Here is a 22,928-nt window from a genome sequence, read left to right on the forward strand (position 1 = left end):
ACTTATATGAGTTCTACTGCTGGTCTGGCCCGACGAAAGTGCTGCACAGAAGGGTTCCTGCCGTGATCCTGGTCGGTTCGGGAGCCCTGTTCTGGCGCGCCGCGGCCCATGCCGCCTCAGCAGGCAAGACCCTCGACGCAGTCATCCACCCCGAGGGCGAAGTCGTTCCGGCCTGGGCCCGCGATCTGGAATGTGTGGCCACTACGGACGTCAACGAACTGGCCGACGGTATCGACGAGGTCACCTCTGACCAACTCGTGTGCTCAGTGGGCAATCCGTTCATCTTTCGCCGGCCGATCCTCGAACTCGACCTGACCATCGTGAACATCCACGGCGGACCCCTTCCGCAGTATCGAGGTTTGCCCATCGCGGCCGCCGTGTTCGCAATCATGCAGTCGGAAAAGGAGTTCGGCGTGACATTGCACCGCGTCGACGCGGGGATCGACACCGGCGCCATCATCGATCGACGTATGTTCCCGATATCGGATTCGGTGACCCTGGAGACCCTCTCGCTACAGGTGACCGAGGCCTGCCACGAGATGTTCACCGACAATCTCGACACTCTCGACCGGGAGCCTCGATCAACAGGTGCGCTCGAGACCGGTTCCTCAGGTGAGTATTTCGGCATGAAGAAGCTCAGGACCATCGGTGATCACCGCGATCATCCCAACTTCGACCGCGCGACCGACCTGGGCGTACTCGCGGAGTTCTACCCGTCGTACCGCGAGCTGTTCGACGCCGCGCGCCGCTGAGCTGACAAGAGAAAGGTGGCGCCGACATCGACGTCGGCGCCACCCTCTCGTTCCGAATGCTACTGCTGCGGAAGCTTGGCCAGCTGTTCGTCCAGACTGTTCAAGCTCGCCATTCCCGACGAGTAGGTGAACGGATCGGTGTATGCCACGGCGAGAACACGACCGGCCTGAACGGCGGGGAGGCTCTTGAACAACTCCGAGTCGAGCATCGCCTGCACCTCCGGCGACGCCGACCCGTCCGGCTTGACCGGGTACACGATCACATCGTAGTCAGCGAGCATCCCGAGCTGCTCGTACGAGCGCTCCTGCCCCTCCGCCGTGGGGAAGGTCAGGCCCGCGGCCTCGAGCTTGTGTGGCACATAGGTTCCTGAGTTCTGGTCCCAGAAGGTACCCGGCGCCCAGGACGCGACGGCCACGAACTTCTTTCCGTCGATCTTGTCGGCGTACTTCTGGTGGATCTCGTCGGCCCGCGCGTGGAACTGATCCTTCTGCTCCTGTGCCTGCTCGGACATCCCCGCGATACCTGCCGCCTCGTCGAAGGTCTCGTACCAGTCGGTGACCAGCAACGACCCACCTTCGAGATTCACCACCGGCGCAATGGCCTTCAGCTTCTCTTTGTCGATGGCCTCCCAGTGCTTCTCGAGCACGTTACCGACGATGAGATCCGGCTCGAGGGCGAGAATTGCTTCATAGTCCGGCTGGGAGATGGTGCCGACCTTCGGCAAGCTCTGGTATTTCTCCCAGGCTGCCGTGTCCTCGCCGAAGTAGTCCTCGGTGTACTTGTCCGGCACACCGACGACGTTGTCGCTGCCCAGGCTCAACAAGGCCTCGGCCGACCCACGCAACGCGACGATGCGCTGAGGGTTCGCCGGGATCTCCACCGGACCATCCACCGATTCGACGGTGACGGTCTCGCCGGACTCTGCATTGTCGTCCGAGCTGTCAGAACATCCCGTCATCAGCACCACCAGGAACATCGACAGCGCAGCCAGCAATGACCACGGTCTCAATTTCTTCCACGTATTCATTTATCCTCTTTCCTCACCCGGAAACCGTTCCAGGGTGTCCAGCAACACGGTTCGTACTTCATTCACTGTCGGGTACCAGAGATGAACCGGCGCAACCGGCCTCCCCACTGCGCGACGACATCGTCATCGAGCATCTCTCTATGCCCCTTGATGGTCGTAGAATATTCCACCTTTCCGACGATGTGCTCGCGCCAGTTATATGTGTCGAGATTGCCGCGCTCGGAAGCCTGTAACAGCAAAGCATCCGCGTGAACCTGTCCCTGAGTCGGCCTCGAAAGGTGCTCGGTGGCGGTGGCTCCGGACTTCAGCATTCCCCGCACATCGGATTCGCTGACACCCGGCCACAAGGGCGCGACGTGAACAGCGTGGGCAACAAGTTCGTCAATCGAAGTAATTTCTTTGGAATCAGCGATATCGAATGCGTAGCAGAAGTCGATGATCGACTCCTCGATCGACATCCGGTCCCAGAACCCTGGTTCCGGGGTGGGCCCGGAATCGAGGAGCGTGAGGGTGAGCACGCGGGAATCGCTGTGTTTCTCGATGAGTTTTGCGAGTGCGAACGCCAGATGGGCGCCGTACGACCATCCGAGCAGATGGATGTCCTCACCGGCAGCCACATCGTCGACGATGTCGTAATACCAACGCGCCGTGGATTCCAGGTCACCCATATCGATATCCGGATCGAAGAGCGCCACATTCTGCAGGCCGTGGACAGCCATTCCTTCCGGTACATGGGCCACCAGACGCTCGTACATGACCGCCGATCCCGACGCCGGGTACACGCAGAACAAGTGCTGCCGGTTGCCCGTCTCCTGCGCCGGAGACAGTTCCAGCACTACCGACTCACGGAGTTGATCGGCGTCCGTGTGGGCTGTGGAGCGGTCGACCAGGTCCGCCACCGCCGACAGCACAGGGTTTTCGAAGATGTGCCGTACCCCGACCACCACCCCGAACTCTGCCGCTATCCGAGAAGCCAACCGCACCGCGGTGAACGAGTGTCCGCCCAGCGCGAAGAAGTCGTCATCGGCAGACAGTTCCACATCCTCGAGGCCGAGTACTGCCGCGACGAGTTCGCCGACCGCTCGCTCGGTGCCGGGCGACAGCTGTCGGCCGCCGCCGCCGATTCCGCCCAGATCAACTGCGGGCAAAGCTCTTCGGTCCAGCTTTCCGTTGGCCGTCACCGGCAGCATCTCGAGCGTGGTGAACGCGGTCGGCACCATGTGGGCCGGCAACCTGGTTCCCGTCCAGTCACGCAGGTGCGCGGCGAACGTCACCGGGTCGAGGTCGGGTTCGTAGGAGGTGACGTAGGCGACCAGGGTCTTGCCTGCCACCGGGTGATCCACGGCGATCACCGCCGCCGCCGACACCCGCGGATGCGTGTCCAGGATCGCCGCGACTTCACCGGGTTCCACCCGCTGCCCGCGAATCTTGATCTGGTCGTCGGCACGCCCCACGTATTCCAGCTGTCCATGGATATTCGATCGGACCAGATCGCCGGTCCGGTAGAGCCTTTCACCACACCGTTGCGGGTCGGCGACGAACCGGGACGCGGTCAGACCGAACCGGTCGTGATATCCCCGCGCCACCTGCGCACCCGACAGGTACAACTCACCGACCACTCCGGCCGGGACCGGTCGTAGCCACGAGTCGAGCACCGCCACTGCGGAGTTCGACACCGGTCGACCGATCGGGACGTGACCTTCGCGCGCAGCACCGGAATCGGCCGCGCAGTCGAAGTACATCACTTCGCCGGCCTCTGTCGGTCCGTAGATGTTGAGGACCTTCGCGCCGAGCGTCGATTCGACCGACTCTGCCAGACTCCAGCGCAATGCCTCGCCGGCGAGCATCACCTCGCCCACCCGGGCCCCCGCGTCCGCTCGAACGTTCTCCACCAGGACGTCGGCCATCGACGGCACGAAGTTCACCCGTTCGACGCCCCGACGCGTGAGGGTGTCTGCGATCTTCCACGGATCACGATGGTCTCCGGCGGCGAGCACCACGACCGGATGCCCCTCGACCAACGGTGACAGCAATTCGGGTAGCGACACGTCGAACCCGATCGGTGTCTTGGCGAGCACCCCACCTGCCAGCGGATAGGTCTCACGACCCCAGAGCAAGCGGTTCGCCAACGCTCGATGCGACACCACCACGCCCTTCGGGCGACCCGTCGTCCCCGAGGTGTAGATCAGATACGCCGCATCATCGATGAGCAGTTCACGACTGCGATGCGAGTCGTCGATCGGCGAATCAGACTGGTGGGCAATGCTGCTGTCGTGCACGTCGATGGTGGCCACTGCATCCACCACAGTCGTCTCGATGTCCGCCGGGGGTCGCCACCCCGCCGAGTTCGTCACGATCACGGCCGGCGACGAATCGCTGAGCAGGTAGGCGATCCGGTCTTCCGGTTGGTCCGGATCCACGGGAAGGTAGGCGCCGCCGGCGCGGAGCACCGCGGCGACCATCACCGGTAGCCATTCATCGCGGCGGCCGACCACCGCAACGTGATCACCGACCCGGACTCCTGCGGCGAACAGTTGCCGCGCAACCTGATTGACCCGGCTGTCGAACTCGGCAAACGACCATTCGGCGGCCCCGTGCACCACGGCCGTCCGTGACCCGTGTACGGCAGCAGCCGACGAGAGCAATGCGTCGACTGTGCCGATCGCATCCCCCCGGCCCTCGACACGCCCAGCGCTCTCGACAGGACCGGTGCTCTCGACAGGATCGATGTAGGTCATGTATTCCCGGCCGAGTGGCTCGGCAACTGCGAGTGAGACATCCAGTTCGTCGACGATCCCTTCGAGGACCTTGACGAAGGTGGCGATGAACCGCCTGATCGTGGATTCCTCGTAGAGATCGACGGCGTAGGACAGGTTCGCGTCCACGCCTTCGCCGTCGTCGACGAAGAAGAGGTCGAGATCTGCCTTGACCACCCCGAGGCTGCCGCCGAGCGGCTCGAGCAGGTCCAGGCCGGAGCGAGCGAGGAGGTCCCGCTCGTGTGGGTCGGCGGACTGCGCGACGTAGCTCACCAGCACCTGGACCAAGGGGTTGGCGCCGGCGACGTGCGCGCCGTGCATCGCGGCGACGATCTGATCGAACGGCACCCGCTGATGTTCGAAGGCCTCCAGCACCGTGTTCCGGGCGCGTGTGAGAACAGCCCGGTAGGTGTCCTGGGGGGACATGCGGTGGCGTATGGGCAGGGTGTTGACGAGATAGCCGACAGTGTCGGCCACGGCCTCGTCCTCACGCCCGCCCGCGGGTGATCCCAGCACCACATCGGAGCCGGCCCCGAGACGGTTCATCGTCACCGCAGTCGCCGCGTGCAGGGCCATGAACATGGACACCTCGAGCTGTCCCGTGACCAGTCGCAGACGTGCCATCAGGCTGCGCTCCAACGGGATCGTCACGTCGACACCCCGGAAACTCTGCCGGTCCGGTCGGGTGAAGTCTGGAGGGAGCGTCGACAACTCGGGTGCATCCGACAATTGGTCGGTCCAGTACCGCGCGGACTCAGAGAACCTGCCACTGTCGAACATCGAGCGCTGCCAGACGGCGAAGTCGGCGAATTGCACGGGCAGGGGCTCGAACGAAGGCGCCAGGCCGCGACGGCGCTCGGCATACGCACCCCACAGATCGCCGGACACCGCGCCGATGGACCCCTCGTCCACGAACGCGTGGTGCAGCGCCATCCCCACGACGTGACGATTGCCACCACGGTCGACGATCACACCGCGCACAGTCGAGTCTGCGCCGACCGAGATCGGCTTGCGTCCCCATTGTTCGATGAGTGTGATCGTGTCGGCGTCGCTGCGCCCGCGCGCCTCGATCCGATCGATCTGCAGCCACCGGTCCACCGACTCGGGTGGCCCGATGATCTGTGTGATCGCGCCGTCAGCAGCTTCGGCCAGCCTGGTGCGCAGCGGCTCATGACGGGCGACGACATCGCGCAGCGCGAGGGTCCAGGCGTCGACCGCCAGCTCCCCCGAGATGTGCCACAGGACGGTCACCGTGTACGTCGGGCTCGCGCCGGCGAGTTCGTCGATCACCCAGAGAGACTGTTGTCCATAGGACGCCGGGATCTGGGCCGGTCGCTCGATCTCGCCGACCCTCGGCAGCCCCGATCCCTCGGCCGCAGCGTCGGACCGGACGTCGCGATCGAGGACTGCTGCCAGGCCGATCACCGTCGGGTGGTCGAAGATCGCCCGCACAGAGACCTGCCGGCCGAGCGTGTTGCTCAATCGTCCCGCGAGGCGCATCGCAAGGAGCGAATGCCCGCCCAGGCCGAAGAAGTCCGCGTCGACCGACACCTGCGACAACCCGAGCGTGTCGGCGACGGCATCGGCGATGGCTCGCTCCGTCTCTGTCCGGGGCTCGACGACGACGTGGTGGGCCACGTCGATCTCGGGCAGCCGGCGTGCGTCCACCTTGCCGTTCACGGTCAACGGAATGTCTTCGACCACACCGATCGCCGACGGCACCATGTAATCGGGAAGCCGCGCCGCGAGATGGTCGCGGAGGTCGGACACCTCGAGGACTACACCCTCACCTGCCGGAACCACATAGGCATGCAACGCTTTTCCGGTCGTTTCCTTGCGGACGATCACCGTCGCCCTGGAAACGTCATCGCGGGCGACGAGCACGCTGGCGATCTCGGCGGGTTCGATCCGGAAGCCGCGGATCTTCACTTGATCGTCGGAGCGGCCGAGATACTCCAAGGAGCCGTCGGGCAATCGCCGCATCAGATCGCCGGTGCGATACATCCGCTCGCCCGCCTGCCACGGATGAGCCACAAACGCCGCGGCGGTCTGACCCGGCCGTCCCTGGTACCCGCGCCCGATACCCACCCCGCTGAGATACAGCTCACCGGCGACACCGGGCAGGACCGGGGTCATCGACCGGTCGAGAAGCATCGCCATGGTGTTGAAGATGGGCTGCCCGACGTTCGGGCGGTCGCTCTCCGCGAGATTGGCACCTAGTGCATTGATCGTGTATTCCGTGGGGCCGTAAAGGTTGTACGACCACATGCCCGGGCGTTCCCGCAGTGTTGTCCACAACGTCTCGGGCACGGCTTCACCACCGAGCGAGAACAGCGAGATACCACCGTGTTCGGATTCGGGACGCGGTGTGAACAGCCCCGACTCCACCAGCAGCTCCCCGTACGAAGGAGTCACGTCGAACCCGTCGATCCGGTTCTGCGCGTAGTAGGCGAGCAGCGCCGCCGGATCCTTTCTCATACTCTCGTCGATCACGTACACCGCGTGCCCGTCGAGCAACCAGAACAACTGCTCCCACGACGCGTCGAACGAAAACGACGTCGTGTGTGCGATCTTCATCGACTCTCCGCCGCGTCCCTCGGTCGCGGGCCGGAAGATCCGCTCGACGTGGTTGAAGAACATGTTGATCAGACCGCGGTAGGGAACCGCAACACCTTTCGGCTCCCCCGTCGACCCGGAGGTGTAGATGATGTACGCCAGAGAGTCGGGATCAACGCGGCGGACCGTGTCACCGGTGTCGACCGGAGTGATCTCGTCATCGACCCGCAGCACCGCAGGCGCGGAGTCCGGCAACGATGGCACCAGGTCGCCGGACGTACACACGAGAGACGACTCTGAGTCTTCCAGGATGTACTCGACTCGTGCCGAGGGCAATTCGGTGTCGATGGGCACATATGCCGCACCGATCTCGAAGACGGCAAACATCGCGATCGCCATCCGGTGATCGCGGCGCAGGAACAGGGCGACCCGATCCTCCGGACCGATGCCACATCGGATCAGTTCGGCGGCCATCGCACGGACCTGCGTCGACATCTCGCTGAACGTGAGACGTACGTCGCCGGATACCAGTGCGATCCGCTGAGGATGAGTTGCGACCTGCCTGGCCAGCAACGACGCGATCGTCTCCTGAGGAATCGGCCTCGCGACCAGTTCCGCCGTCACCCCGGCCGCTGCCTCGGCGTCGGACAAGACGGATATCCGGGCCATCGGGGCACCGGGGTCGGCGACGAACCCCTGCAGCACGGATACGAATCTCGCCATCAGCGCGACGACCTCGTCGGGTGAGATGAGATCGCTCCGGTAGGCGCAGCGAAGGTGGATGGTGTCTCCGGGATGGCATGCGATCGACACCGGATAGTGCGTCGAATCCACCAGTGCGACATCATCGATCGTGATCGATCCATGGGGGCCGATTCGCGACGAGTCCGTGTCGGTCCACTGATGGTTCTGCAGCACGAAGAGCGTATCGAACAGCTGATCCACCCCGAGCGCGCTGTGCAACTGCGACAGCTGCACATAGGGGTGATCGATGGTCTCGAGTTGGCTGCGCTGCTGTGCGCGCAGGTGCTCGCGAATCGAGACTCCCGGCTGCACCGTGGTGCGGACGGGCACCGTGTTGAACAGCAGTCCGATGATCTGGTCGGAGTCCTCGAGGTCTGCGCTTCGACCGGAGGCCACCGTGCCGAACACCACGTCGTCGGAGCCCACCAGTTTGCTGAGGAGAACACCCCAGGCCGTGTAGAGCACCGAGGCCAGCGTGACACCGGCTTCGGCGGCGAGCGTCCGCAGCGCGGCCGCGAGCGAGTCGTCGATGTCGATGTCGTGGTCGCGGGCGTGGACGGCCCGGGCCGGTTCGGTCGCCCCCGGACGAATGAGGGTGGGTGACTCGATGCCCGCCAGTTCGCGTGTCCACAACGAATATCCCTGCGCGATGTCGCGGGATGCCAGCCATTGCAGGTAATCCCGGAACGCCGGTTCGGCGGCGACCGTGTGCTCGGGGACGGCATCGGCCGCGACGTCGATGTCGTCGTACAGCGCGAACAGTGCCTGCAACATCAGTCCGCTGGACCAGCCGTCCATCAACAGGTGTTCGAATACCACGGACAGGGTCCAGTGCTCGGAATCGTGCTGCAGCAGCGCGAATCGGATCAGCGGCGGCGCGTCCGCAGCGAAGGGCCGGCGACGTTCATCGTGCAGGATCGCGGTGCGGCCGACCCTCGTCGTCTCCTCCTCGCGATAGAACGTCCACGGCGCCACGACCCGGCCCGCGATGACCTGGTACGTCGAGTCACCGTCGAGATGGAAGCCGGCCCGCAGGTTGGGGTACCGGTACAGCAGCGCGGTTGTCGCAGCATGGAACCGGGCGGGGTCGACGGGTCCGGTGAAATCGATGACGAACTGCGACGAATAGACGTCTGTCGATTCTTCGGCAGACGCGGACAAGAGGTGAAAGAGCAGACCCTCCTGCAGCGGGCTGACCGGGAGGATCTCCGCAATCGCTCCGAACGTCGCCGACAACTCCGCCGTCACCTGAGCGTCCACCGCAACCAGCTCGGTACCAGCCCGCTGCTGCGACACGACACCTGCTGCCCGGGGATCGAGCACGGCCGGGTCACCCGCGGAGATTCCCGTCGCGGCGATGTCGAGGGCAATCCGTTCGGCCAGGTCCTGTACCTCGACGGCCAGGGTGGTCGTCACCCGGACCGTCACGGGGACAGCCCGCTCCTGCGTCCTGGTCACGATGACGTCCACGATCACGCAGTGGTCGTCGTCCGAATCGCAGGTGGGCGCGGTGTGGCTGTCGGAGTGGTGAATACGCACCGCGACCTGCGCATCGGGAAGTTCGTCGAAGACCCCGATGGTCGACGGGCTGTGGTCTCGCAAGATCAGGAAACCTTCGGCCTCGTCGCCGGACATCGACAGGGCGGTGCGGCTGACGTCGTCGAGTTCGCCTGCGTCCGAGCGCCACGTGATCAGCACCGGGAAAGTGCGCCGCGCACGCCCGACGACGAAGCGACGCATGCCTTCACGCGAAGGTTCCTCGACATCGACGATGGCGCCCTCGGTAATGAGAGCGTCCGGCGCGAGAACACCCGCCGATGCCAGCGCACCGACCGTCGCCGTCACGGCTGCGACGCGAGCCGGGTGCCCTGCGGAATCAGCATGTGCAACACTCCGACCCACCCGCCACCGGACATCGGTGCCGACCAGCGGAACTGCCGGATCGACGCTGTCCGCGGTATCCGCGTAATCCAGCCAGAGATCGGTGAGGTCGTCGACATTTCTGCCCGCGACGTCGCGCTGCTCGGCAACGAGACCGGGGGACGGGAGGTCGATCTGCAGCATGGCCGGGTCCGGTGTGTCGAGGACCGCAAGCACGAGTCCGGTGATGACGTCGAGGGATTCGAGATCGTATCGGCCGTCATCGGGGACCTGGATCTGCACGTCGTCGGCATGGATGCCGTCGGTGGTACGGCAGGTGATCCAGGGCCCGGTCGCCGACGGTCGCGCGATCTGCGCATCCCCGGTGCGGAGCACCTCGAAGGGCAGGTCGAGTTCGGCGGACCCGACAATGCTCCAACCGAGGACAGCCAGCGCCGCCGCGCGGACTCGGCTGATGCTGAATCGATCTGCGGGCAGGCCTACCTGCCCGCTGTGGATCGATCCCACGGTGTGACTCGTAGCCTTGCGGCCGGCGCCCCGGGACCCGCTGTCCCGGAACCTCGCCGAGGTCAGGTACTCGTCATACAGTTGCCGCACCGAGCTTTCCGGCGACTGGCTTCCCGCCACCAGGAGGTAGGCGGTGGCCTCCATCATGCGGTCGATGGTCGCGGCGTCGAACAACGCCGAGGCGTAACTGAACCACAGCCGCCAGGCCCCACCCTCGGCGATGATGGCGACCGTGAGGTCGAACTTGGCAACCGACGCCGTGCGGCCGGCGTCCAGGACGTCGACGGCCCGGGTCAGATGGTGATGGGTCTCTTCCGGCGCCGCGGCGCGGAATGCAGTGAGAACCTGGAAGACCGGCGAGGAACTGTCGGCGCTCACCCGCAAGCTCGGGGACGAGGCCACGAACTCGAAAGGCATGTCCCGGGTGTCGAGCGACTCGAGCATCAGTCTTCGCGCCTGCGACACGTTCTCGCCAAAACTCGACGCGGGTTCGGTCGACACCGGAACCGGCACGGTGTTGAGGTGGTACCCGATCGACTGTTGCTCGTCTGGACCTTCCCGCAACGTCGCCGGCGTGCCGTAGATCGACCGCACCGGTGCCCCGGCTGAACTCAGCGCGGCAGACAACGCCGCGTTCAGGAGCATCAGGGGCGTGGTGCGGCTGTGCGCAGTGAACTCCTGCAACTGCTCGACCAACGATCGAGGAAGGACGCATTCCGCTTCGGCCGATTCCGACGCCGGCGGACGCCCCGACCCGTGGTGGTCGTACGGCAGGTAGGGATAGACCACATAGTCCGCAAGTCGCGTGGTGACCCTGTCCAGCAGCGCCTCTCGTCCGCCCCGCGCGGTGTCGAGTACAGCCCGTTCCCGTAACGCCCAATCGGCGAACTGCCGAAGTGCGCCCTCACCGGCGGAGAGACGGCCGCGGGCATCACGGTCACCGCGTTCGGCACGCAGTGCGAGATCGAGGTCGGACAGGAAGACATCGAACGAGGTCTCGTCGAACACGATGTGATGACCCGCCACGAGTAGCCACTGGCCGCCGGCACTGCGCAGATGCACGAAGCCGACCGGCCACGCCTCCGAACCGTCCCGTGGTCGGCTGAGCTGCTGCCCTGCCACCGTAGCCACCTCGTCGTCCGCGACCTCGAGTACCTCGTACGGAATTGCCTCTGCCTGATCGGGATCACGGATGATCTGCAGCAAGTCGTCTGCCTGCCAAGCGAAATGCGTGCGAAGGGCTTCGTGACGCCGTACCACGGACACGACCGCCGCGCGCAGTGTGCTCGCGTCGATGTCGTCGTCGACCCGAAGGGCGTCACCGATGACGTACTGACTGCTGGGTCCTGTTGCCTGACCGATCGCCCACAGCGCCTGCTGCCCGTAGGACGCAGGGATGCGATCCGGCCGATCCGCGACACCGAGTTGCCGGCCCTCCGGCGACGACGCTGTGTCCGTGAGTGCCGCCTCCAGGGCGGCGCCCAGCCCTGCGACCGTCGGATGCTCGAACACCGCGCGCATCGTCAATGCGGAACCACACCGCTCGTTGAGCTCGGCGATCACTCTCGTTGCCAGCAGCGAATGACCTCCGAGCGCGAAGAAGTCGCTGCCCGCCGTCATCTCGCTCCCGTCACGCACCCCGAGCACGGTGGCGACGACTTCGGCGACAACACGTTCGGTGTCGGTCGTCAATTCTGTGCCTCGTCCGGTGGGCACACCCACCTCAACCGCGGGCAGAGCGTTGCGGTCGACCTTGCCGTTCGCCGTCACGGGCAACACATCGAGTCGCGCGAATGCCGAGGGCACCATGTGCGCTGGGATCCTCTCCCCGACCCAGTCCCGCATCCGCTCCGCGAAGAGCACGTCCGACAGCCGCGCACCCTCACCGCGCGCCGTCACGTACCCCACCAGTGTCTTTCCCGACACCGGGTGATCGACCGCCACGACGGCCGCCGAGCCCACCCACTCGTGGCCGGCGACGACTGCAGCGACCTCGCCCGGTTCGACACGCTGGCCACGGATCTTCACCTGATCGTCGTCGCGGCCCAAATACTCCAATGACCCTTCGGCATTCCAGCGGGCCAGATCACCGGTCCGGTACAGCCGGCGTCCGTTGCCCCACGGATCGGCCACAAAGCTCGCGGCGCTGTGGCCCGGACGGCGGTGATAGCCACGTGCCAATTGCGCGCCCGACACGTACAACTCGCCGATCGTCCCAGCCGGCACCCTCCGCAACCACGAATCGAGGACCACTGCATCGGTGTTGGCCAGTGGACGACCGATCGGCAGCCGGCCCCGGCGATACTCGGCCGTGGGATCGAACTGGCCGGCCACGATCTCGATCGTCGCCTCGGCCGGCCCATAGATGTTCCAGGCACGAATGCCGAACCGCTCGTACAGCTCTCGAACCAGCGTCAACGGAACCGTTTCCCCACCCAGGGACAGCACCCGGGGCGAGAGCCGGCTCAGAGACTCCTGGCGCAACAACTCCTCCATGAGCGAGGGGGTGAAGTCGATCCAGACGAACTCGTTGCGGTTCAACAGATCCACTATCCTGACCGGATCCGCGAACTCGTCGTCGTCGAGGTAGTGCGCCACGCCCCCGAAGATCAAAGGCCAGAACAACTCCGCCGCGGCGGGGTCGAACCCGATCGCAGTCCTGGCCATGACGCGATCGCCTGGAGTGAGCTCGCAGAGCTCCTGTCGGCGGCGGAGCAACTCGCCGAAAGCACGGTGGGATATGTCCACGCCCTTGGGACGCCCCGTGGTCCCGGACGTGTACACGACGTACGCCGAGTCGTCAGGGTGGAGGATGCGGGAGCGTTCGCTGTCGTCGACGGTGTCCGTGTCCGTCGCCTTCAGTTGCGCGGTAACACCGGGATCCGTGAGGTCGATCACGACTTCGCCGCCCTGCGCCGGAACGTCTCCCGCGGGACCCGCGGTGACAATTGCTGCGGGCGCACTGTCTTCGATGAGGTAGCGGATCCGCTCATGCGGATGAACCGGATCGATCAGGACAAACGCCGCACCTGCCCGTACCACCGCGGCCATGGCCAGCGGCAGCTCGGGTCGCCGGCGCATGAGCACCGCGACCCGATCACCGACCTGTACACCGGTGAAGATCAGATGGCGTGCCAGTGCATTGACCTGCGCGTCGAACTCGCCGGCCGAGTAGGTGCGTTCACCGAAGACCAATGCCGGGCCGGCCGGACGCTCACGCAGGGCCGACCGGACCATGCCGTCCACCGTCAGCTCGGAGAGGATTGATCCGTCTGGGATTCGGGCTTCGATCATGATGTGCTCGTCGTGTCCACCGAACTCCGTCGCACCCAGCGTCCGACCCCGATCGTGCGCGATCACCTCGAGGGCGGCGGTGAACACGTCGACGAGCCGGTCGATGGTCGCGGCCTCGTACAACTCGGTCGCATAGGACACACCACCGGTGAGACGACCATCGACGACCCGGAACTCGATCTCCAGGTCGGCCTTCACCGTCCTCAGGATGCCGCCGATCCTCTCGAGCTGCGACAGCCCGGCGGGCGTCGGGATCACATCGCGGATCTGCTCGTCTTCGGTGATGAAATTGAGCAACACCTGGGTGAGCGGATTCGCTCCGGCCACGCGACCGACCCTCGACGCCGCGACGACCTCATCGAAGGGGACCGCCTGGTGATCCAGTGCCTGCAGCACCATCTCCCGCGTTGCCTGCACGAACGCACCTGGTGTCAGGGTCGGGTCGAGGCGATGGCGGAACACGACCGTGTTGATGAAATAGCCGACGGTCGACATCACTGCGGCACTCTCTCGGCCCGCTGCGGGCGAACTGATCAGCAGATCCGAGCCCGCGCCCATCCTGTGCAGGGTCAGCGCCACGGCAGCATGCACGATCACGAACAACGAGGCATCGGTGGCGGCGGAGATCTCCTGCAGTGCAGCGGTCGTCGAGTCGTCGACAACAAATTCGCGATGGGCGCCCTCGTAGGTCGGTGTGACCGGGCGCGGGCGATCCGGGGGCAGGGTGGAGAGCTCCGGGGCATCGGCAAGCGTCTCGGTCCAGTACTCGACATCGCTGTCCAGCGCACCGATCCTGGACAGCTCGTGTTGCCACAGCGCGAAATCCGCGTACTGCACCGTGATCTCCGGAAGCGACGGTTGCCGTCCCTCGGCATAGGCGTCGTAGGCGATCCAGAGTTCACCCGCGATGGTCGACATGGACCATTCGTCGACGAACGCATGGTGTATCGCCACCGCGATGATGTGGGTCCGGTCGGGAGCGGTCGCTATCAGCGAACGGATCGGCATGTCGGATCGGAGCGAGATCGGGCTCTGCGCCCAGTCCTCGATGACGTCCCAGAAGCTGTGGGTGTCCCAGACGCTGTGGGTGTTCCCGCCGCTGGTGCTGCTGCCGTCGAGGTCGAGGCGCTCGGTGGTGAGCCACCGTCCGACCGAATCGGCCGGCTCCACGACTTGCACGAGACCGTCTGCGCCGGCCTCCACCAGTCTCGTCCGCAGGGCCTCGTGGCGGCGGACCACCAGCTCGATCGCCCGTTCCCATGCCGGCGGGTCGAACCGGCCGGTCACCTGCCACTTCACCGGCACCACGTACCGGGCGTCCGAATCGGAGAGCGCCTCGATCGCCCAGAGTGCTTGCTGACCGGACGAGGCCGGGATCTGCTCGGGTCGTGCGACGTCGCCGGGCCGTGGAAGGTGTTGTGGCCCCGAGTTGTCGGCCGCTGTCCGGACTGCAGCGGCCAGCGCGGCGACCGTTCGATGATCGAAGACCGACCGCAACGTCAGCGCACACGCGCACCGCTCGTTGAGCAATGCCACCAATCGTGTCGCCACCAGGGAATGCCCGCCCAGCGCGAAGAAGTCGTCGTCTGCCGACAATTCGGTGTCGCCGAGTCCGAGCACCTCGACGACGAGGTCGCCGACGACGCGCTCGGTGCCGGCCGCCAACGCCCGGCCCTTGCCGCTGAGCGCGCCCAGATCGACCGCGGGCAGCGCTGTTCGATCGAGTTTGCCGTTGACGGTCAACGGCAGCGCGTCGAGTCTGACGAACACCGTCGGCACCATGTGCGGCGCACACCGGGCACCGGCCCAGGTACGCAGCCGATGGTCGAGTCCTGCGTCGCTCCGGTCATCTCCATCCCCGACCGACGGCTGCGCGTCGCGGGCCACCGAGTAGTACGCCACCAACATGATCGACGAATCCGGCGCCGCCGCAGCGACCACCGTGGCCTCCCCCACCTCTGGGTGGGTTCCGAGGATGGCGGCGATCTCCCCTGGTTCCACTCGCCGGCCACGGATCTTGACCTGATCGTCCGCGCGGCCCACGTACTCCACGACGCCTTCCGCGTTCCACCGCGCGAGATCTCCCGTGCGGTAGAGGCGGTTGCCGAAACCTGCCGGGTCTGCGACGAACCGGGACGCGGTCAGCGCGAACCCGGCGTGATAGCCAAGTGCCAATTGCGCCCCCGATGCGTACAACTCACCCACGACACCCCGTGGCGAAGGGCGCAACCACGAGTCCAGGATCGCCACGCCGCTGTTGGGGACAGGGGTCCCGATCGGGATGGGTCCCGCGTCCGCCGAGGTGGCGGCATGAGTGGTCACGTCACCGGTGACCTCTGTGGACCCGTAGTAGTTCGAGACCGCGGCGTGCGGGAACGCCGACCCGAGCTGATCGCGCACCGCGGAGTCGAGTTGCTCGCCCGACAAGGTCAATCGGCGCAGGCTGTCGAGGGTCGCACCGGCCGACGCGAGGCTGCGGGCCAGCGACGGCACCATCACCGCGTCGGTCACCCCGAACGCGTCGCACAGCTGCGCCAGCAGGGCAGGGTCCTTCGCCGCATCGTCATCGGCCACGACCAACCGGCCGCCGACGGTGACCACCTGCAGGATCTCGGTCAGAGCATCGATGAACCCGACCCCCGACTTGGCTACCCCGACAGGGTATTGCGAACCGCCCGATTGTGCTGCTGCCCAGGACAAGCGGTTCACCAGGGCGCGATGGTTCACCTCGACACCCTTGGGCGCCCCCGTCGTACCCGAGGTGTACATCAGGTAGACCGAGTCCTCCGGATACAGTCGCCTGCTCCGTTCGGAGTCGGTGACGGGCGCATCCGAAACAGCGGCCATCTCATCGTGGGTCGACGGCGCTCGCAGGTCGACGAGGCTCACCTCACCGTGGACGTCCGGCAGATCCCGAAGGGTGTGCCCGTCGGAGTTGATCACGATCACCGCGGGCGTGCAATCGACGATCATCTGATCGCGCCGCCGGGCGGGCAGCTCGGGATCTACCGGGACGTAGACCCCACCGGCCCTGATGATGGCCGCCGTCGAGATCGGCAGCCATTCGTCGCGGCCCGCGATGGACACGACCCGATCGCCGACGCGTACGCCGGTCGCGATCAGCAGCCGTGCCAGGCGATTCACCGTGCTGTCGAACTGGGCGTATGTCAATTCGACGTCCCGGAAGGTCACGGCGGGCCGGTCATCGTGCTCCTGCGCCGCAGCCGACAACAGAGCGTCGACGGTGACGTCCGGGAACTGCATCGCCGGCCCTCGCGAGATCCGCTGCAGCAGTGCAGCTTCTGTGGCACCGGCCAGGTCGAGTCGCGACACCGCCTCGTCGACACCCGAGCCGAATGCGCGGAGCGTGCGAACCACGGTGTCGAGAACCCGCTCTGCCGCTGCAGCGCTGACACCGTCCGGGTAGTACGACAATTCCAGCGACAGTTCCGCGGCGGGTAGAATCCGCAGCGTGAGAGGATAGTTCGTCGAGTCACGCCATTGCCTGAGTCCGACAGAAAGTCCGCTTGCTCGTTCGAGTCCGGCGAGCACGGCATCGTCGGAGACGTAGTTCTCCATCACCACAAGAGTGTCGAACAGGACCGATTGCCCGCTCAGCCGGTGCATCTCGGTGAGCGAGGTGTGATGGTAATCCAAGACCGACACGTTGAACCGGTGCGTCGACTCGATCACGGACCCGATCGTCATGTCCGGCGTCAACGACACCACCGTGGGGATGGTGTTGACGAACATTCCGATCGCCGTCTCGATATCGTCCACGTCCTCCGAACGGCCCGACACCACAGAACCGAAGACTGCTGTGCTCGAACCTGTGTGGGCGTGCAAGGTGACCGCCCACGCAGCCTGGATCACCGTGTTCAGGGTGACGCCCCGACGCCCCGCGAGGGCCGTCAGCGCCGCCGTCTCTTCTGTGGTGAGGGCCGCGACGGTGGTGTCGGGAAAGCCTCGATCATCCGGTTGCCACCCGCCGGCGATGAGAGTCGGTTCGTCGACAGCGGCGAGTGCCGCACGCCAGGTCTGTGCTGCCTGTTCGTCATTCGCGGCGGCCAGCCGGCGCGCGAAGCGGTGGAACGTGTCGTCGTCACGCGAGGCCACCGATTCCGGGTCCTGGTAGGCGCGGAGCAACTCGTGCACGAGCAATGGGGTGGACCAGCCGTCCAGCACCGCGTGGTGCGAGGTGAGGACGAGGACGCTGGTCGTGTCATCCACCAGTGCCACGGCCAGCCGGACCAGCGCGGCGGTCTCGCGGCCACCACCCTCGCCCGCACCGGGTTCGAGATCGAATCCCCGGGCGCGGTCCCCATCGGCGAATCGCTCCAGGTCGCGATCCGGGTCGTCACTGGCACGCAGATCGACAACGGTCACCGGTTGGTGCATGGCCGTGGGCACCACCGCAACCGGTGTCCCGTCGTTGCCGGCCCGCACGGTCACCCGCAACTGCGGGTGCTTTGCCGACACGGCCAGCCACGCGTCCTGCAACCGCTCCTGAGAAAGCGGGCCGATCACGTCCCTGATGTGTTGCGCGACATACAGGTCCACACCACCGTGACCCACACCCAGTTGCGAATGGAACAGCACCCCGCGCTGCGCCGGGGTCAAGGGGTGGACGTCAGCCAGTTCTCCGAGCTCATCTTCCCACTCCCGGATGGCGGCCGACGAGATGTTCACGAGCGGAAAGTCGCTCGGCGAGTGCGAGAGGACGGCCCCGGGGCCCGTGGCATGCTCGGCGAGTGCGGACAGCGCCTCGACCCACAACTCGGCGAGCTCCTGTACCGCATGCTCGTCGATGACGGTGTGCACGTAGGCGACATCTGCGACCAGCCGAACCCCGTTGTCCGAGACGATCGATCGCGCGGTGATGTCCACGATCGCCGGCGCCGGGGCCTCATCGGCGACGTGAAGCGCGATCCCGCCGGCTTCTGGTGCGGGTCGCCACGACGCGACGTCGTCATCGACGATCGAGAACTGCCCGAGATAGTTGAACGACACCTGCGGGTGGTCGAGCGACCGCAATACGTCATCGGGGGCCGGCGAGAGGTGACGGAGCACTCCGAACCCGATTCCCTTGTCGGGGATCGCCGCCAGGGTCTCCTTCACCGCGAGCACTGCGGCCACCAGTCGCTGCGGGGACGGCATCGTCGGGTCGTCGGCCGATACCGGTAGACGCACCGGGTACCACGAGGTGAACCATCCCACCGTCGTCGACAGGTCGCTGCCGGAGACCACACTCTCCTCGCGGCCGTGCCCCTCGAGACCGAGCAAGATCCCGTGATCGGTCGGTGCGTCGCGCCTGCTGGACCAGATCCCGAAGGCCGCCGACAAGGCACCCAGCAGGGCGTCGTTGACGGTGCCCGAGACGATCCGGGGTATGTCGGCCAACAATGCCGCGGACGTCTCACCGGAGGCGTTCACCGTCACATGCCGCACCTGCTCGTAGCTGTCGCGGCGCGGATCGAGGTGCCGGGCACCCAGTGGTCGCTCCGAAGGATTCGCCATCGACAGCCACAGCGCCCGTTGCTCTTCGAGCGCGGGAGTACAGGCAGCTGCTGTCAGGGCGTGCGACCAGGCAAGCAGACCTGTGCCCGGCGTCGAGAGAGCCGCAGCATCGTCGCCTCCCTCGAGTGACACCGCCGCAGCGAGATCGTCACCCAGGATGCGCCATGACACCCCGTCGACGACCAGATGGTGGATCACCACGATCAGGCGGCCCGTCGCCTCGCCTTCGACAGTGGCCCACCTCGCGCGCCACATCGTGCCGTCGGCCGGATCCAGTGAATGTGCCAGCGTCGCTGTGATCTCGGTGAGCTGATGTTGCCATCGCTGCGAGCCCCAGTGGGACGTGGCGGCGTCTTCGAGCTCATGATGATCGATTTGCTCTGCGACCGAGTGCGCGGCCGAGCCGATCTCGAGCTGAAGTTCGCCGCCACGCTCACCGACCCGCGCTCGCAGCGCGGGGTGCCTGTCGATCAATCTCTCGAACGCACCGCGGAGTTGCGTCGCCGTCACCGTGGCCGGGCCTGCGAAGACGAAGGTCTGAGCGAACGAATCAAAACCCGCTGCTGCGGAGAGTCGGTGCGCTATCGGCATGAGCGGGGCGCTTGCCCCGAACCCGTGCTCCTCGGCCGCGTCTCGTCCGAACACCTCTGGTTCTTGGGCGACGGGCACGGCCGAAGCCGCGATCCGAGCAACCGTGCGCTGTTCGAACATCTGCTTTGCGGTGGTCACCAACCCGACGCGTCTGGCGTGAGACACCGCCTGGATCGAGACGATGCTGTCGCCGCCCAGCTTGAAGAAGTCATCGTCGGCGGATATCGGTGCGTCCGGGCCGAGCCCGAGTACGTCCCGGAACACCGACGCGATCGCAAACTCGTCCTCACTCAGCAGCTCTCGACCGCGTCCGGCGTGCTCGGCGAGGTCGATGGCCGGCAGAGCGCGTCGGTCCAGCTTGCCGTTCTTCGTCATCGGCAACGCCTCGACCCTGACGAACACCGACGGCACCATATAGGCGGGTAGGGCTGCCGCCACCCACTCGTGCAACGCTTCCTCGAGGGGCACGCCATGGGCGTCGGTCCCGGCCCGCGTGCAGTAGTACGCAGCGAGCAGATTTCCTGAATCGGGTTGTTCGATCGGGACGACGGCCGCGGCCGTCACGGCCGGATGTGACTGAACGGCAGCGGTGACCTCGCCGGGTTCGATTCGGAAACCGCGTATCTCGACCTGATCGTCGATCCGGCCGAGGTATTCGAGCTCGCCGTTCTCAGTCCACCTCGCCAGGTCGCCGGTTCGGTACATCCGGTCGCCCGACCCATTCGGGTTCGCGATGAAACGGGTTGCCGTCAACGCGGCACGCCCGCGGTAGCCGCGGGTCACCTGGGGTCCCGCGACGTAGAGCTCACCCACCACCCCCACGGGTGCGCACTGCAGATGCGGGGTGAGTACGTCGGCGCGCAGACCGGGCAGCGGTGTGCCGATCATCGACCCGCCGCCGGCCGCCCGGTCGCCGGTCACCACCGCTTCGGTCACGTGCACGGTGGTCTCGGTGATGCCATACATGTTGATGAGGGTCGGCCCACCACGATGTCGCTGCAGCCATGACGACAGCCTCGTCACATCCAGTGCTTCACCGCCGAATACCACCGTCCGCAAGGCGAGTTCCGCCGTGTCCGGGCGGGCGTCCTCGACGTCGGACAACGCGTAGAACGCCGACGGCGTCTGATTCAGGACGGTCACCTGGTGCCGGCGGATCGCGTCACCGATCAGGATCGGGTCGCGCACGACCTCCTGGTCGACGACGACCAGGGTCGCACCGGTTGTCAGGGGCGCCCACTGTTCCCACACGGAGAAGTCGAATGCGTAGGAATGCAAAAGGATCCACACATCGTCGGCGGAGAAGTCGAAGTGCTGCGTGGCGTCGAAGAGAGCGATGACGTTGGCATGGCTGACCACAACGCCCTTCGGGACCCCGGTGGTGCCCGAGGTGTAGATCAGATATGCAGCGTCTTCTGCCACCAGGCGCCGGGAGCGGTCGACGTCCAGGACCGGCGCAGGCGACAGCTCGGAGACCGCGCGGCGCGTTCCGGAATCGGCCAGATCGACGACCGGGATACCTTCGTCGGCGAGAACCGCATCGATCTCCGGGGCTCTTCCGGTGTTCGTGACGACGACCCGCGGCGCGGCATCACCGAGTAGAAACCGGATCCGATCGGCCGGATTGTCCGGGTCGATCGGAACATACACGGCGCCGGCTCGCATGACCGCTGCCAACATGACGGGCAACCATTCGTCGCGGCCTGCCATCACCGCAACACGATCTCCGGTGCGCGTTCCGATCGAGATCAGATATCGTGCAACCTGATTCACCAACTCATCGAACTCGGTGTAGGTCAGTCGGGTATCGGCGCCGGCGATGACGGCCACACGCGTCGGGTGGTGGTGCGCGGCCGACTGCAGGCGAGCGTCGATCGTCGCGGCGGGCCGGGAGATCCCGCCGAGCACCGGAGCCTGCGGGATCGCAGCCGGCTGCGACGCCCACTCGGTGAGCGATGCGAGGTCGGTGTGATCAGCGGGTGAGAGTGCCCGCAGCGGATCATCACCTGTCAGCGACGACAACTCGCGGACTGCACTGACGACACGGCGCAGGTGTACTCGCATCGCCGCCTCGTCGTATCTCGACGGGCCTGCCTTCAACTCGAGCACGAACCCGTTGACCGGGTCGTTGTAGACGAACAGATTCAGGTCTTCGGCGGGTCCGGTGGCCAGGGCCTCGGTGACGGCCGGCACGCCGTCGAAGTTCGCGTTGTAGTCGAAGACATGCAAATTGATCTGCGACAGTGCCGGTTTGACACCGTCGGTCACCTCGACGAGCCGCTCACCACGGAACCGCTGGTGCCGACGGATGTCCTTCAGCCCGGCCGTCGCCCGCGTGAGCACGTCTGCGACCCGGTCGCGAGGGTTGAACTCGAGTTCGAGCGGCAGGATGTTCACCTGCATCATCGGCGTCAGCAGTCCCGCTCCGCGACGCGCCATCACGGGGATACCGATGGTCGTCGCGGTATCGCCGTTTCTCACCGCGTTGTACCAGCCCCACAGGGCGATCATGGCGTCGCCCCAGGTCGCTCCCAGAGGTTTGGCGAGTCTGTCGACACGATCGATGATGTCGCGGTCCAATTTCACCGAGACGCTGATCGGCATCTCCGGTTCCGGCGCCGCCGGGACCTGCACTCGTCCCTCGTGACCTCGCGATTCGACGAGGTCACGCCAGTACGTGCGGTCACGCTCGGCAACGTCACTGCTTTCGTAGTCGTCTTCGGCTGCGATCATCTCCGCGACCGTGCCGAACGTGGACTCCGGCACCGACTCACCCCTCGCCAAGGCGGTGTACACCTGCGCCACTCGACGGGTCAGCAACGAGATCGCGTAGGCGTCGAGAAGTATGTGGTGCGTCCTGAACTCCCACGCGAGCCGGCCGTCGGTCAACCGCCACACGCTCGTGTCGAAGAGCTGATCACCATCGAGTGGGATCGGCTCTGACACCCGAACTCTCGCCTGAGCGCGAAGGGCATCGGCGGTGCCGTCGAACATCGACACGGCGATGGCGGGTGGATTCTCCGGTGGCTGGGCGAGCTGACGCGGGCCGCTGTCGTCGACCTCGAACACGGTCCACAACACCTCGGCGTCGTGCACCGCCACCCCGACCGCACGCGCGAGCAAGTCGGCGTCGGCCCCCTCGGGCAACCAGGCGATCTGCCCGATGGAGAACACCGGTGACTGCGGCGCAAGCTCTTGAGCAAACCAGATTCCCCACTGGGCGTGAGACAACCTCAGACGACGTTCCATTGCCGATCACACCCTTTGCGCTGAGAAATCCACGAGCCGATCCGCCGAACCCG

General features: G+C 66.0%; 3 protein-coding genes. 1 reads left to right on the plus strand and 2 read right to left on the minus strand.

Features of this window, described 5'->3' with window-relative positions; translation table 11 throughout:
- Window positions 1-62 precede the first annotated feature (62 nt).
- Window positions 63-752 carry a formyltransferase family protein gene (locus BH683_RS26715; RefSeq protein WP_168187139.1) on the plus strand — a complete coding sequence of 230 codons (690 nt, stop codon included), beginning with the start codon at window positions 63-65 and terminating at the stop codon, window positions 750-752.
- A 59-nt stretch (window positions 753-811) separates the two neighbouring features.
- Here BH683_RS26715 and BH683_RS26720 read toward each other — a convergent pair whose 3' ends face one another.
- Both BH683_RS26720 and BH683_RS26725 read right to left on the minus strand, forming a co-directional pair.
- On the minus strand, window positions 812-1,780 hold the full coding sequence (locus BH683_RS26720) for an ABC transporter substrate-binding protein (RefSeq protein WP_084839332.1): 969 nt from the start codon (window positions 1,778-1,780) through the stop codon (window positions 812-814).
- Window positions 1,781-1,842: 62 nt separating this feature from the next.
- A complete protein-coding gene (locus tag BH683_RS26725) occupies window positions 1,843-22,875 on the minus strand; it encodes a non-ribosomal peptide synthetase (protein ID WP_084839333.1) in 21,033 nt (7,010 codons plus the stop codon).
- Window positions 22,876-22,928: the final 53 nt, after the last annotated feature.

It is taken from the genome of Williamsia sp. 1138 (genome assembly GCF_002095435.2).
Classification (GTDB): domain Bacteria; phylum Actinomycetota; class Actinomycetes; order Mycobacteriales; family Mycobacteriaceae; genus Williamsia.